This window comes from Streptomyces sp. NPDC048411 (assembly GCF_040704695.1).
Taxonomy (GTDB): domain Bacteria; phylum Actinomycetota; class Actinomycetes; order Streptomycetales; family Streptomycetaceae; genus Streptomyces.
This window is the reverse complement of sequence record NZ_JBEZKL010000012.1, coordinates 1-15,270: the sequence shown is the minus strand read 5'-3', so window position 1 is coordinate 15,270 and position 15,270 is coordinate 1. Positions and strand designations below refer to the sequence as shown.

At 70.8% G+C, this 15,270-nt stretch carries 8 protein-coding genes; 1 reads left to right on the top strand and 7 read right to left on the bottom strand.

Annotation, left to right across the window (positions count from 1 at the left end; translation table 11 throughout):
* The 3 genes from AB0915_RS07065 to AB0915_RS07055 form a co-directional block, all read right to left on the bottom strand.
* Positions 1-962, bottom strand: a 962-nt coding sequence (locus AB0915_RS07065) for a collagen-like protein (protein WP_366690096.1), incomplete at its 3' end; no start/stop codon positions are given.
* A gap of 980 nt (positions 963-1,942) precedes the next feature.
* Positions 1,943-2,599: a response regulator transcription factor gene (locus AB0915_RS07060; protein WP_366690167.1), complete on the bottom strand. Its 657-nt coding sequence runs from the start codon at positions 2,597-2,599 to the stop codon at positions 1,943-1,945.
* An 11-nt stretch (positions 2,600-2,610) separates the two neighbouring features.
* Positions 2,611-3,912, bottom strand: a complete 1,302-nt coding sequence (locus AB0915_RS07055) for a histidine kinase (protein WP_366690095.1) — start codon at positions 3,910-3,912, stop codon at positions 2,611-2,613.
* Positions 3,913-4,077: 165 nt separating this feature from the next.
* Here AB0915_RS07055 and AB0915_RS07050 point away from each other — a divergent pair, with 165 nt between their 5' ends.
* On the top strand, positions 4,078-4,875 hold the full coding sequence (locus AB0915_RS07050) for a translation initiation factor IF-2 (RefSeq protein WP_366690094.1): 798 nt from the start codon (positions 4,078-4,080) through the stop codon (positions 4,873-4,875).
* 74 nt (positions 4,876-4,949) lie between these two features.
* Here the strand turns inward: AB0915_RS07050 and AB0915_RS07045 are convergent, their stop codons facing one another.
* From AB0915_RS07045 to AB0915_RS07030, 4 genes are all read right to left on the bottom strand, one after another.
* On the bottom strand, positions 4,950-6,944 hold the full coding sequence (locus tag AB0915_RS07045; protein ID WP_366690093.1) for an NAD-binding protein: 1,995 nt from the start codon (positions 6,942-6,944) through the stop codon (positions 4,950-4,952).
* A 39-nt stretch (positions 6,945-6,983) separates the two neighbouring features.
* Positions 6,984-11,990: a DNA repair ATPase gene (locus AB0915_RS07040; RefSeq protein ID WP_366690092.1), complete on the bottom strand. Its 5,007-nt coding sequence runs from the start codon at positions 11,988-11,990 to the stop codon at positions 6,984-6,986.
* Positions 11,991-12,318: 328 nt separating this feature from the next.
* The gene (locus tag AB0915_RS07035) at positions 12,319-14,433 is read right to left on the bottom strand and encodes a flotillin family protein (RefSeq protein ID WP_366690091.1); all 2,115 of its coding nucleotides are present in this window, start codon (positions 14,431-14,433) and stop codon (positions 12,319-12,321) included.
* 61 nt (positions 14,434-14,494) lie between these two features.
* Positions 14,495-15,154 carry a hypothetical protein gene (locus AB0915_RS07030; RefSeq protein ID WP_366690090.1) on the bottom strand — a complete coding sequence of 220 codons (660 nt, stop codon included), beginning with the start codon at positions 15,152-15,154 and terminating at the stop codon, positions 14,495-14,497.
* Between the last annotated feature and the right edge of the window lie 116 nt (positions 15,155-15,270).

Here is a 15,270-nt window from a genome sequence, read left to right as displayed (position 1 = left end):
AGGCCTTGGAGGCCTTGGGGTCCGGTGGCGCCGGTGTCGCCCTGGAGGCCTTGGAGGCCCTGGGGTCCGGTGGCGCCGGTGTCGCCCTGGTTGCCTTGGATTCCGGGGATGCCTTGGAGGCCTTGGTCGCCCTGGTTGCCCTGGAGGCCTTGGAGGCCCTGGGGTCCGGTGGCCCCGGTGTCGCCCTGGAGGCCCTGGGGTCCGGTGGCGCCGGTGTCGCCCTGGTTGCCTTGGTTGCCCTGGATTCCGGGGATGCCCTGGAGGCCCTGGTCGCCCTGGTTGCCCTGGAGGCCTTGGAGGCCCTGGGGTCCGGTGGCGCCGGTGTCGCCCTGGTTGCCTTGGATTCCGGGGATGCCCTGGTCACCCTGGTTGCCCTGGGGTCCGGTGGCGCCGGTGTCGCCCTGGTTGCCCTGGATTCCGGGGATGCCCTGGAGGCCCTGGTCACCCTGGTTGCCCTGGAGACCTTGGTTGCCCTGGGGTCCGGTGGCTCCGGTGTCGCCCTGGTTGCCCTGGTTGCCCTGGATTCCGGGGATGCCCTGGTCACCCTGGTTGCCTTGGAGGCCCTGGGGTCCGGTGTCGCCCTGGTCGCCTTGGGGTCCGGTGGCTCCGGTGTCGCCCTGGTTGCCCTGGTTGCCCTGGTCGCCCTGGATCCCAGGGATGCCCTGGTTGCCCTGGTTGCCCTGGTTGCCCTGGGGTCCGGTGGCGCCGGTGTTGCCCTGGAAGCCCTGCGGGCCTGTGGCTCCGGTGGCGCCCTGGGGGCCCGGGCGTCCTCGCGGGCCCCGTTCGTGCTCGCCCGGTCGTCCCTGCGGGCCCCGCGCGCCTGTATCGCCCGGTCGTCCCTGTGGGCCCCGTGCGCCCGGGCGTCCCTGCGGGCCTCGGCCCCTGTGAGCGCTGCCGCCGTCCCACCAATCCCGAGCGTCGTCGGCCGTCGGCAAGGTGCGGGAACCCGGATCGGCACTCACCGCGCCATTTGGGCCTGGCACCCCGAGTGCGTAATCGACTGCGGGCTTCTCGGTCACGTCGGCCATGGCGGCCGTCGACGAAGCTACGTTGACGATCAGGCCAAGTGTCCCTGCCGCGGAAAGCATTGTGACGGTTTGGACCCATGATCTGCGAAGCGACTGACGTTTCACACCGGAACCTTCCTGCAGAGCTGAAAGCGAATACGCAGGCATGCGCAAATGCGTGGGCGCGCGCCGGTACGTCGCGTTGGCTTGTTGGATGGTTTGAGTATGCACCCACCGTGTTGTGTGCCATGCCAACTCGCCGTGCAGTGATCCACTTTCGCCGAATCGGCCAGGAAATCGGAAGTGTGCGCCCTGGTCGGGGGCAATGGCAAATTCGCTGCGTCTCTTTGATTGGAGGGCGAACTCGCGCATGGGGGGCGAAGGTTGGTGCGTCATCTGGATGGAATGTTCTGACGGTCGGAAGAATTGACCTCGTCAGGAATGCCGAGAAGGTCCAACTGCCGACGGGGTGCGAGAGGCGCGGCTGGGCCGTTCAGTCGGAGGTCCGCCGACCGTCATTATCGAAAGGCTTTGGGGGTCGGAAATTGTTATCGGATGTGGTGGCGATCGGAATTCCGCTGACTCCTGACCGCCGCAGACTGGAAATCAGGTGGAGAATCATGGTGTGACAAAACTACCTATTCGAGTGTCGAGGAAAACCTCGCGCCGGTGGTTCGACATCCGGGCATATCTTTGTCCGCGGTGACATGTCTACGAGGATTGTTCCGGGCGGCACTGTGTTGACGCATATTCCGCGCGGCCCGAGTTCGTGGGCGAGGCCCGGCTCAGACCCAGAACGCCGGCCTCCGACGTGAGCGGGGCGGCACATTCGTCTCGGGCCGGGGTGGACGGGATCTGATGCCAGGCTCCAGTCGGCCGCGCTTTCGTTACGTCACTCGGTTCGCCTCGCCACGCAACGCGGCGAACCCCACGATTCACGCGTCAGGCATCAGGCCGGCGTCCCGGGCGGCCAGTGCCGCCTGGACGCGATTTCCGACTTCCAGTGTTGTCAGGATGCGACTTACGTGGGCTTTCACCGTGCTCTCGCTCATCCGCAGCCCACCGGCGATCTCCGAGTTGGTTGCCCCCTCCGCGAGTAAGGCCAGGACATCGCGCTCGCGCGGTGTCAGTCGGCCCACGCGTCCGCGCGCAGCCGAGGTCCCCGGCCGGGTGCCGCGATGGTAGCGGTCGATCAGCCGACGTGCGGCGGACGGATGCAGCATCGCCGAACCGGCGGCCACGACATGTACGGCCCGCAGGATCTCCGCAGGGTCCGAGTCCTTGAGCAGAAACCCGTCGGCGCCCGCTGCCAATGCCTCGTACACATATTCGTCCAGGTCGAAGGTGGTCAGAGTGATGACGCGGGGGGCATGCGGCAGGTTCCGCAGTCGCGCGATGGCCGCGATGCCGTCCAGCCTGGGCATCCGCACATCCATCAGGGCGACGTCCACCCGACGGGCGGCGGCCTCCTCCACGGCCTGGAGGCCGTCCGACGCCTGGGCGACGACCTCGATGCCGGCGTCGGTCGCCAGTAGGTCGGTCAGGGCCAATCGGACCAATGCGTCGTCGTCCACCACCATCGTGCTGATGATCCGAGCCCCGCTCATGTCTGCCCGCTCCGATTCACGGACCGCTTCCCGATCCTCTTCGCCACACCCTCGCACAAGGCCTTGGCTACGCCTTTGCCGACGGTTCTGCCCGCTCGTCCGCCGACCGGTCCGGCCGTACGGGTCGCGCCGTTCTCCTCGAAGGCTCTTCGGCTCGGCTCACCGTCCGGAGCACTCATGGGCAGACGGGCCGCGAGCCGCCATCCCCCATCCGGCTCCGGACCGTGGTCGAGAGAGCCGTGCAGCCCGGCCACTCGTTCGGCCAGCCCGATCAGGCCGAAGCCCCGGCCCACGCCTCCATCGGCCCGTGAAGCGGTCACTGCGGGGGGCGAGTTGACCAACTCCACCTCCGTGGCCGGTGCGCCGTAGTGCACCCGCAATCGCACCGCCGTGCCCGGTGCGTGTTTACGGGCGTTGGTGAGACCTTCCTGCACGAGCCGGTGCACCGCGAGGAGGTGAGTCGCGGGTACGGCACCGGGTTCCCCCGTCAGTTCGGCCGCGACATCCTGACCGATGGTCCTTACCTCGTCGAGCAGTTCGGACAGGTTTCGTAACGCAGGAGCCGGCACCTTTCTCTGCACGGGATCCCTGCCGTCCTCCCCCACCGCATCGTCCTCCGCACGCAGGGCGCCCAGCACGTCCCGCAGATCGGCCAGCGCCTGGGCAGAGGTGGCGCGCAGCAGTGCGATCCGCTCACCGATCTGCGGCGGGAGCGACTCCGCACGCAGGGCGAGTACCCCGGTGTGCAGCGCCAACAGGCTCAGCCGATGGGCCAGCACATCGTGCATCTCGGCCGCGATCCGGGCCCGCTCCGCCGACCTGGCCTGCTCGGCACGGAGTTCGACCTGTTCGTTCAGCGAATCGATGAGCCGCCGACGGCTGTGCCACCACAACCCGGCCGTCAACGCCAGCGCGAACAGCAGCGCGGCGCCGTAATTCGGCGTCACGCCTCCGCTGAGCGGCGGCGCGCACACCCAGGGCAGCGCACCGGCGATCACGCCCGTCGCCACCGCCACCCGCACCCGGCCCTGTGCGGTCAGGTGGAAAACCATCACGGTCATGGGTTCGTAGGCGCCCTGCGCACCCAGCGCCGCCCCGGCGAGAAGGACCACAGCGAGCGGGCTGCGCCAGCGAAGCGGCAGCAACAGTGCGGCGGCGACAGCCACAATCGGTCCTACGGAAAACAGTTGCACCTCGAAGCGGGCTTTGGCCAGCCCCTGCGCGACGAGTAACAGCACCCCGCCGGCCAGCAGCCACTCCATCCACACCGGACCCCGGTGGGGGTATTTGTGTTCCACCGACCGATCGTAGTCAGTCGAAGGGGCCGGGGCCCATCGGTCTTGAGTCGCAGCCACCCCCTACTTTCGTCGGGGTCGCGTGCGCCTCGGCCATGACGTCCGTACCGGTTCATCCGAACACAACGGCCGATTCCCGAAGAGCGCCCGCTCCCTAGCGTCATTGGTATGACTTCATGGCCCCGTTTCGCCGACACCCGGCTCTTCGTCACCGAGGCCGCGCGAGGCTTCCGCATCACCGGCGCGGTCGCACCCAGCAGCCGCCGACTCGCCGCCGCCCTCGCCGCACCGGTCACCGAGCGGGCCGGACAACCCCTGGATGTGCTGGAGGTGGGCGCAGGGACCGGGCCCGTCACCCGCTGTCTGCTGCCGCTGCTCGCTCCGGGAAGCACTCTGGACGTGGTTGAGGCGAACCCGCGCTTCGCCGCCGTCCTGCGGAACGTCGTCCGTGAATACCGGCCGGGCCGGGACGAACACGCGGCGCACGCGCGGACGCGGGACGGCCACCCCGGCGAGGCGTTCGTGCCGGTGCGGAGCGAGGACGGTGTCCGGGTCAGGATCCACGAAACGCGGATCGAGCACCTGAACACACGCCAGTCCTACGACGTCATCGTCTCCGGCCTGCCCTTCACCAATTTCGTCCCGGACACGGTGGCTTCACTGATGGACAGGTACTTCGAACTGCTGCGCCCTGGCGGTTCGGTGACGTACTTCGCGTACGTGGGTACCGCGCCGGCCCGCAGACTCGTCGCCTCTGCGGGCGAAGCGGCCCGTCACCGAGCCGTCGAGACCGTGCTCGCCGGGTACCGGCAGCGCGGCAGGGCGTCAGGACGCACCGTCTGGGCCAACGTCCCCCCGGCCCGCGTCTGGCGCGTTCGCCCGACGTCCACTCCTGGTGTTGGTGGCGAAGCAGGTCGGGCGCACTCCTCTCTCCTTCCGTCACGCCTCGGGCAACGCACCTCGTGACACCGGGAGGCTAGGGCGTGTTTCGAAAGTAGCGTCGTCCGCCCGCCTGGCAGGAGGGACTTTCGAAACACGTCCTAACGCGGCGTCACTGCCCCTCGTCTGCGAAGGAGTTCCGCAAGTCCGCGCCGGGTGGCCGCGATCACCACACGGTCCTCGGCGCGCAGCACGTACCCCGGGTGCAGGTTCCAGATCAGGCCCGACGGGCGGTCCGGGGAGGCGGGTGCGACGGTTGTCAGGCCGGAGTGGCGGTCCTCGCGCGGGGTCGCGTCCAGGGCCAGCACCCTCAACGCCCCCGCCCGGAACGCCTGCTCGACCGTCCGGCCCTCCAGCTGCGGGTGGCCCTCCACCTCGATCGCGGCGAACAGCATCACCTTCCGCTCGACCGGGATCGCGCCCAGGATCTGCCGTCCCATCATCGCGACGGCGAAGGACGGGGCGGCCAGATGGGAGACGGACCGGGAGCGGGTCAGGGCCTGCGGGTGGGCGGTGCGCAGGGTGCGGTAGACGGCGGTGGCGAACTCGTCGTCGAAGAGGCGCAGTGCCACCCGCAGATCGGGCTTGACCGAGCGGGCGTAGAGCGCCGCCTCCAGGTTGGTGGTGTCGATGCTGGTCAGGGCGAGAAGGGCGCGGGACCGCTGGATCTTCGCGGCTTCCAGGACGCCCTCCTGGGTGACGTCCCCGAGGACGACGGGTACGTGCAGCCGCCGGGCCACCGGGATACCGCGCGCGTCCGGGTCGTCCTCCACGCACACCACGGGGATGTCGAGTTCGCGGAGCCGGACCAGCACCCTCGTGCCGATCTTGCCGAGCCCCAGCAGCACCACATGGCCGGAGAGTCCGCGCGGCGGGCGGCGCAGGGACGACGCCGTACGCAGGGAGCCGAATGCTTCGAGGACGCCCGCCACCAGCAGCGGCAGCAGCATCAGGCCGGCGATTCCGGAGAGCAGTTGGATGATCTGCCGCGCGGTGGGGTCGCCGATCGCCGGGTCACCCATCGCGAAGAGGTCGAGCAGGGTCAGGTACGCGGCGTGCAGGGGGTGGTCGCCCGTGGTGAGGGTGGAGGCGACGGCGAGGGCCAGGACCGCCGAGCCGACCCCCAGCGCCGACCAGCGCAGACGGCGCGAGAAGATCTGGCTCAGCGGGGCGCTGCGGCCCCCCATGCGCAGCCTCGGACCGTCCGGTGCGGCCTCGCGGATGGCTTCCAGGACCACCGTGCCGCGCCCGGTCGCCGCGGCCACCTGCTCGTGATCGGGCAGGAGTTGGGGCCCCTCGGCGCCGCTGCTGTCGGATCCTTCGGCCCCCGCCGGGTCGTGGGTGGTGGAGGAGAGCAGGGCGAGCGTGCAGAGTCCGGGGTCGGCGACCTCGCCCGGCCGGGGCGGGGTGCGTTCGACGGCCCGCAGGAGCAGGCCATCCGCCTGGACGACCTTGCTGGAACCGGTGAGCGCGGTCGCGGCGAGTGCCGGGGCGGCGGTGTCGGCGTCGGACAGGACGGTGGTGGACGCGTCCAGTGCCGTCGGGTCGAGTCCGGGGACGGCGACCGCGGCGGCCTGGTCGAGAAGGGTCTCCAGGTACTGCCCGAGCTTGCGGTTGTAGAGCCGGATGACCAGCCGGACGCGGGGGTTGAGGCGGCGGGCGGTCAGCGCGGCGCGGATGTTGCGCTCGTCGTCGTCGTAGACGAGTGCGAGTGCGGCGGCGGTGTCCACGCCCGCTTCCTCGAAGGCCTCGTCGGACGGCTCCGCGGCCTCCAGGATGCGGACCGCCTCGACGCCGGCGTTCGTGTCGTTGTCGGAGCTGCCGGTCGTCCCGTTTCCGCCGTTGCCCAGGTTACGGTTCATCGCCGCCGACATCCGGCCGAACAGCGTTGCCGCCCGGCCGCGCTGGGTCACCGGCAGATCGGGCCGGCGCGGATCGCGCCCCGGCGGCAGAAGCAGGGTGACCCGCTCCCCGTAGACGTACCGCAGCTCCACCGCCAGCCGCCGGGCGAGCGCGTCGTCGCCGCAGATGACCATGTGGCCGCTGAAGGGGGAGCGTTGGGGCTGCTGGGGAAGTGTGGACACGAATCCCAGCATGCCGTGCCCACCTCCGGGTGTTCGACTCATTCCGGCTGATCAGTGATCTTCGTGTGTCGTGGGGGTGCGTGGAGCCGCGTGCCGGGGGGACCGCTCCGGGCCCGCGAGCAGAGGACGTGGCTCCGATGCCCGGACGATCGCCGCCTCGACCGCCGCGATCCGGTCGGAGAGCAGGGCCAGTGCCGCGACCGCCCGCGAGACGGGGTCTGCGCTGCTCGGACCGGGCCGGGAGTTCGGGGAAGGGGTGCCGTCCGGGCCGCCGAGTGCCTGGGTGCGTACGTACGAGGCGGTGATCGCCGCCCACCGGTCCGCCTGTTCGGCCGTGAGGGTGCCGCGCAGAGCCGCCAGTTTCAGCAGGTTGGACTCGGCGCCCGTGGTGAGGGTCTGGGCCTCGCCCACGTAGTGGTCGTCGATGACGGCGGCCAGTTCGGCGTCGTTCATCACGGGCACGATCCGTTCGGCGATCTTGTTCATGTTGCGGTACGAGCCCTGCAGCCGGAAGGGCGGCTCGGTGCGCGTCGCGTCGGTCTGTGCGGCCGAGGCGATGTACGCGGCGTTCACGGCGAGAACGGTGTCGCGGGCAGTCACGAGGTGGCGCAGGACCGCGGTGATCCTGTCCAGCTCGGCCGGGGTGTACGGGTGGTCGAGGCGGTCCGCGCGCGCGATGGGGTCTCCCCTGCTCGAACGGAGTTGAGAGCTTGGGGAAGGGTCCGTGCCGGAGGCCAGGCGGACGAGCAGCGCGAGGTCCTCGCGGGAGCGGCCGGCGAGGGGGGCCAGCACCGGATTGGCGGTCAACGCGTTCTCGATGAAGCTCAGCGCGAAGACGTCGTCGCGGCCGCTCAGCACCTCGCCCAGGTTCCACACGTCGGCCCGGTTCGCGAGCATGTCCGGGATCCGGAACTGTTCGCCGGACTCGGTGTACGGGTTGCCCGCCATGCACACCGCGAACCGCTTGCCCCGCAGGTCGTAGCTGCGCGGCTCGCCGTCCCGGACGCCCTCGACACGGCGGGTGGCGTCACAGAGGGGGATGAACTTCTGGAGCAGTTCGGGTGACGTGTGCTGGATGTCGTCCAGGTAGAGGAGTGTGTTGTTGCCCGCCTCCAGTGCGAAGTTGATCTTTTCGACCTCCCGGCGGGCGGTCGCGCTGCGTGCCTGCGCGGGGTCGAGGGAGGTCACGTCGCGGCCGAGCGACGGGCCGCTGATCTTGACGAGGACCAGGCCGAGCCGGTCGGCGACGTACTCCATGAGTGTCGTCTTGCCGTAGCCGGGCGGCGAGACGAGCAGCAGGAGGCCCTGCGAGTCGGTGCGCCGGTCGGCGTCGGCCGTGCCGAGCTGCTTGGCGAGGCTGTCGCCGATCAGCGGCAGGTACACCTCGTCGAGGAGCTGATTGCGGACGAACGCGGACATCACGCGCGGCCGGTGGTCGTCGAGCCGCAGCCGGGCGCGTTCGGCGGTGACCAGGGCGGTGCGGGTTCGCTGGTAGGCGCGGAAGCCGGGGACGGTGCTCGCACGGAACTTCTGCGTGCGGGCGAGGAGTTCATCGAGGCGGACGGTCAGGCGACCACGGTCGATGCGTGGATGGGTGCCCAGCAGGCCGTCCACGGTCGCCGAGAGCGGTGCCTCGCAGTCGTAGCGGGTGAGCTCCGGCTCCGGGCAGAGTTCGACGGCGACCGCCTCGGCGAGATCACCGCTCGGGAGGTCCGTTCCGCTCGCGGAGGCGTACGAGGTCAGCCAGCCCTCGACGAGCTGGCGGCGTGCGGGGAGGTCGTCGCGGAGGGCCTCCAGATCCTCGTCGTACGCCGAAGTGCCGGTCGTGCGGCGGAACTTGTCCAGGAAGGTGCGGGCGGTCGCGCTCGTGACGAACCCGGCGGGGCCCGAGGTCAGCTCCTCGAAGAGGTACGCGGCGGCGGCGTGCGCGTCATCGGTTCCGATCCGGGCTGCCCATTCCTCCTGGAGCGCGGTGATCGCGGGCGCCAGGCCGAACGTCTCGCGGGCCCGGGCCAGGGAGGCGGCCCGGCGCGTCCAGGAGGCGCGGAGGGCGTCGTCCGTCTCGTACGTCCAGAAGAGCTGCGCCGCCGCCCGTACGGAGGGCGGGACACGCAGCAGGCCGGCGCCGGCCTGCAGTCGCAGCAGCGTGGTCAGGATGGCGGAGGCGTCCTCGTCGTGGACGCCGCGCTGATATCCCTCGTCGTACGCGTCCGCGGCCGACTCCTGTACGAGCAGGGCGAGGTCGGCCGGTTCGCGGGCGGCCAGCGCATCCGCGCCGTGCTCGTCCAGGAGGCGGGCTGCGAGGTGTTCGGCGCGGTAGACGGACGGGGACTCCGAGGGCAGCAGCTGGTCCCAGTACGGGCGGGTCGCCTCGAACGCCGGGTCGGTGACCGGAGCCCGGTAGTCGGTTCCGGTGACGGCGAACGCGAGCCGGTCCCCGGAGGGCACGAGCGTCAGGTCGAACGGCTGGGTGTTCACGGCGAACCGGTGTCGGCCGAGCCGGATCGTCGCCCCGCCGTCCGCGTACAGCTCGCTGCGGTCGCGCAGGGCCCGCCCCGCCTCCTGGCGGGCCGCCTTCAGCCGTCCGTCGAGCTCCTCGGCCCGCACCGGGTCGCCGAGCCCGCGCAGTTCGTCCGCCGTGCGCCGGACCTTGGCGACCATCGGATCGGAGGCGAAGTACGTGTGGACGGCGTCCAGGTCCGGGAGGGCGGACAGGCGCCGGGAGACGGTCTCCAGGACCCGGGCCGCCGAGCCCGCCAGCCGTTCGGCGCGGCGGGCGCGGTCGTCCTGCAGCGTCTGCTTACGGGCCGAGAACGCCTCGTACACCTCGGTCCGCCGCTCGGCCAGCTCGGCGAGGAAGTCGTCGTACTCGGCGAACCGGGACTCCAGGTTCTCCAGCTGAAGCAGGAGCCGGGCCAGTTGTTCGTCGCACGCGTCGGGGGAGTCCGCGGCGGCCAGCGCACCCGTGACCGCCTGCCCGAGCAGGGCGAACTCGGCGGCGAACTCCGCCCGCCCCTCGTGATCGAGGAGCTCGCGGCGGCGCGCGTCGAGCGTGGCCCGGGCCCGGTTCACACCGCCGAGGACCTCGGCGATCCGTTCCAGGATCGATGTGCGGACGGTCGCGTCCCCGATGTCGAGCCCGGCGACGACATCGGTGACCGTCGCGAGCCCGTCCGTCATCTCGGTCAGCCGGTCGCCGAGCGCGGTCGCGTCGGCGACGGTGGCGAGCGCGGACGCGTCGGCGGTGAGCTGCTCGATGTCGTGGTGGTAGTCCGTGAACGCGTCGTCCCGGCTCAGGAACGCGACCGCGCGCTGGGCGGCGGAGCTGAGATCGGCGGCGGTGGCCGCCGTCAGCTCGGCGATCCGGTCGGTGTCCGCGTACCGCATCTCGCCGAGCGTCGCCAAGTGGCCGTGCGCGCGGCGCAGTTCGGTGAGCTGGGAGACCCAGGCGGCGGCCGAGCGCGGGGCTTCGCCGCGGATGCGGCGGACGAGCGCGGTGAGGTGGTCAGCCGCGCCGGTGAGTGCCTCGGCGGCCTGCCGGGTCAGCTCCTGCACCGTCTCGAACTCGGCGAGGACTTGCTGCGCGGTGTCGTGCAGGGCGGTCAACGGGCCACTGAGCGAGCCGAGTTCGGGGTCGGTGAGCCAGTGGTAGCGGTCGGTGGTGCGGGTGCAGTCGGCGACCAGCCGGCCGTACACGGCCGTGGTCGGTGTGGTCCGCGTCGCGCTGTTCGCCAGCGCGAGACAGTCGGAGATGCCGCGTACCAGATCGGCGTTGCCGACCCGGGCGAGCGGACCCGTCCCGGCCGGGCGGGAGGCGGCATGGGTGTCGGAGACGTACGGGGTCTGCCAGCGCTGCACCGTGTGCACACGGGCCGGCTCGGCCGACGCGGTGTCCTTGAGCAGGACGAGGGTGCCGTCGTCGAGCAGCGCGTGGCCGCGGCAGAGCAGCGGGGTGGCGACCTCCTGACGGATCAGGTTGTAGGGGAGGAGCAGGCCGCGGCCGCCGTCCCGGGAGCGGAAGAGGTAGAGGACGTCCTCGCCGTTGGGGGAGCGGACGGCCCCCTCGAAGACCGGGTCGGCGAGTGGCTCGGCGAGGTCGAAGGTCTTGGTGGCGCCGGTGGTGAGGTACGTGCCGCCGGGGAAGATGATCCCCTGGTCCTCCGGAAGTCGGTGGCAGGCGGGCCCGATGGCGTCGAGGCGCTGCACGGTGGAGAGCAGCCTGTTGAAGACCAGGTGACGCCAGGCGTCCTCGTTGTACGGGCGGATCCGCAGCAGGATCAGGGGGCCGACCTCGGCGTATTCGACGTCGGCGTCGGCGAGGGACTGGAGGGGTTCGGTGACCGGCTCCTCGTAGATCCCGTGCGGTGTGTCGGTGTCGTCGGCCGTCTTGACGGTCAGGGTGCCGCCGAGCGTGTCGACGAAGAGCGCGCCGCTGCCGCCGATCGCGATGTGCGGGTGGCGGCCGGGGATGTGCGACTCGCGGCCCGCCGCGGTCCAGGTGAAGTCGTGCGACGGTGGGAAGACGTGGTCGCGGTCGCCGCGCGCGTCGAGGAACGCGCCGGGGGAGCCGTCCGGGGTGAGCGCCCAGCGCAGTACGCGGATGTCGTCGGCGGTCTCGCCGGTACGGAACACGGCGAGGAGCCGGCCGTCGACGCGGCGGAGACGGAGCAGGCGGGCGTCGCGGTAATAGCGGTGCAGGGTGGCGAACTCGCGTACGAAGGCCTCGTCGGCGAGGAGGGCGTCCCGGCCCGGTGACAGATCGGGTCCGTAGAGGGTGAGTACGTCCCCGACCTCGGCGTCGCCGCGTGCGCCCGGTCCTCGCTCGAAGCCGAACAGCAACTGCCCGCCCACGGCGACGAGATCGCGGGGCACGGAAGGGCGCTCCGTACGGATCCGCTCGGTGGCCAGGAGACGGAGGAGCGTCGAACCGAACTCCTCGGTGCGGCGGGCGTTGAGTGCTTCGGCGCGGTCGGTGAGCTCGGTGGCCTGTGCGGTGAGGCGGCGCCGCAGTACGTCGTAGGTGCCGGCGTCCACGGCAGGAGTCGGGTCGGTGTCCATCTCTGACCTTGCGTGGGAATCCCGGCCTTCAGGCCGGGCGGGAAACGCATCTTGATGATCGTAGCCGCGAAGCGGCGTGGTACGCTGCGGTTCTGCTTCGGCAGCGGTCAGGGCTTGGCCGTCATGAGATCCCTTGCGGTCGAGTGAGAAGCCGCCTCGTTTACGAGGGGGAGGAGTCACGCGTACGGCTCCCTGCGAGGTGTATGAGTCGGATGGCGCGGCTTCCGGCCGCGCTTTGTCCTCAAGTGCCGGATGGGCTTGAGGACAGAACGGCAACCGGGCGGACCCGGCGAACCAATGCGGTCACGGCACCAGGGCCGGACCGGCCCTACGCCACCGGCGTCCCGTTCCGCGACGCCGGGACGTCCGGAGTGTCCGCCAACGCCCCGACCGGCAGGTCCGCCAGACCGAGCTTCCGTGCCGAGTCCAGGAGCTGGCGGACCTGTCCGGCATCCGCACCCGCTCCCGGCGCCGCCAGCATCCGCATCAGCAGCGCCGACACCGTCAGGTTCTGCACATCGCCCGTCGTGACCGACCCGAGCACCCGCGTCAGGTCGTCCGTGAACGACGACGACCCGTTCAGCCACGGGCCTGCGAGTGCCTTCGCGGTGTCCGAGTTCTCCACGAAACCGTCCACGCTCTTGCCGAGCGAGATGGACGAGACGAGCCGGTCGAAGAAGACCGAATCCCCGCCGACGATGTCGATGTCCGCGTTCTCCAGACCGGTGGCCAGGACCGTCGCCTGCGCCTCGGCGACCTGCCGCTGCACATCGAGTCCGGCCAGCCGGATCTCCTTCTCGGCGGCGAGACGCAGCCGGTACTCCTCGTGCCCGCGCGACGCGTCGTCCAGCGCCGCCATCGCGGCCGCCTTCTCCGTGAGCCCGGCCGCCTCCGCCTTCAGCTTCTCGCCGATCATCGCCGCGTCCGCCGTGGCCTGCGCCTGCGTGCCCTCGGCTGTGGCGAGAGCCTTCAGCCGCGCACCCTCGGCCTCGGCCTTGAGCCGGGCGGACGTGGCCCCGGCCTCGGCGAGACCGGTCTTCTCGATGACATCGGCCGCCGCCTCCCGTACCTGCACTTCGGCAAGGCCGGGCGCCGCGGACTCCGCCTGGACGCCTTCGGCGAGCCGCAGCTTGGCCCGGGCGTCGAGGTCCGCGCTCTTCAGCCGGGCCTCGGCGAGGGTCAACTGCTCCGCCGCCCGGTGCGTGGCCGCCGCCTCGGCCGCCTCCGCCGCCTTGATGTCCTTGACCAGCTTCTCCTGGGCCTCCGCCTCGGCCGCGATGATCACCGACCTGCGGGTGCGCTCCGACTCCTCGACCGCCCGCAGCGTCTTGATGGACTCCTCCTGCTCGGCGACCGTACGGTCCACCGCGATCCGCTCCCGGATCACATCGGCGACCTCGCGGCGCTCGGCCTCGACCTCCTTCGTCGCGGCGATCCGGTTCAGCTCGGTCTGCCGTTCGCGTCCGATGACCTCGATCAGCCGGTCCTTCTCGATGCGCTCGTTCTCCACCGCGATGACCCGCTCACGGTTCTTCTGCGCGACGGCGATCTCCCGCGCCTGGTTCTCGCGCTGGATGCCGAGCTGCTCCTCGGTACGGATGAACGCGGTCTGCGCGCCGAGCCGTTCCTCCTCCTGGACCCGGGCGGTGGCCGCCTCCTCGCGGGCCCGCAGCGTCTCGACCTCGCGCCGTTGCTTGATCTCGGCCTCGGCCTGCCGGCGCTCCAGCTCCAGGATGGTCTCGCGGGCGTCGACGTTCTGCCGGGTGATCTCCTTCTGCTCGGTGCGCTGGTACTCGTTGGTGCGCACGTGCTCGATCGCCGTCAGCTCGGTGATCTTACGAATGCCTTGCGCGTCGAGGATGTTGGCGCCGTCGAGCTGCGCCATCGGTGTCTGCTCCAGGTGGTCGATCGCCGCGTCGTCGAGGTGGTAGCCGTTCAGGTCGGTGCCGATGACCCGGATGATGCGGTCCCGGAACTCCTCGCGCTTGGTGTAGAGATCGACGAAGTCCAGCTGTTTGCCGACCGTCTTGAGCGCCTCGGCGAACTTCGCGGCGAAGAACTCCTGGATGGCGGCCTTGTCGCTGGCCCGCTCGGTGCCGATGGACTGGGCGACCTTGATGACGTCCTCGACGGTCTTGTTCACCCGTACGAAGAAGTTGATGTGGATGTCGGCGCGGATGTTGTCCTGGCAGATCAGGCCCTCGCGCCCGGTGCGGCGCAGCTCGATCGTCTTCACCGAGATGTCCATGTACTCGGCCTTGTGCAGCACCGGCAGGACGACGGCTCCGGTGAAGGTCACGTCGACCTTCTTGGTCTTGGAGATGATCAGCGCCTTGCCCTGTTCGACCTTGCGGAAGAGCCGGCCGATGACGAGGAGCAGAGCGATCGCGATGAGCAGGACCACGGCGACGAGCACACCGAAGCCCAGGGAGATGGCATCCATGACAGTCCTTGACGGCTGGTGAGGAAGGTGAGAAGTGCGGGTGCCCGGCGGTGCGGGCGGCTCAGCGGGTACGGCGTCGGGTGCGTGGCAGCGGCTGTGGGGGCTTCGGCGGTCCCGGGTCGAGCGTCACGTCGTACGGCGAGACCCAGAAGAACTCACCCTCGTCGTCGTACGCGTACAGGAGCCCCGCACTGCCCGCCGTGAACGCCGCCTCATCGGTCTGCCGCAACAGCCTGACCTGCACCATCGCGGTCGAACCGTCGGCCGCCACGACTTCGGCCTGGCCGAAGTCGGAGCTGACGGAGCCGGTACGGACGGTGCAGACCCGGCCGAGGAAGTCCTGCCGGGACGGCGGGAGTTCGGCCGGGAAGTGGCGCCGGTATCGGCTGACGAGGACCCGGACCACGGCCCAGGAGATGAGCAGCGCCCCGGCGAGCACGGCACAGGCGAGCGCGGCCCGGGCGGTGCCGGTGACCGCGCTGCGGAGCAGCAGGACGGAACCGGTCAGGCTGGTGAACCAGGCGACGACGACCATCACGGACACCGAGACGGCAACCGGCACACCGCCGATCCCGGCCAGGTCGGTGTCGAGGTCGGCGTCGAAGGAGTGATGGTCGGCCGCGCCCGCCAGGACCAGCAGCCAGAAGCAGGTGACGACGATCAGAGCGGCGCCGAAGAGGACGGCGGGGAAGGAGGATGCGGCTCTCAGGAATTCCTGCATCGGTCCACTTCCCCTGCCTGTCGGTGGGGGTGCGGTGGAGGGGACCTTCGGCGGTGACTCCGGTGCCGCGGCGCCGCCTGCATGCGGCGCCGCCGCGACCCGGGGAGGCCCCCCCC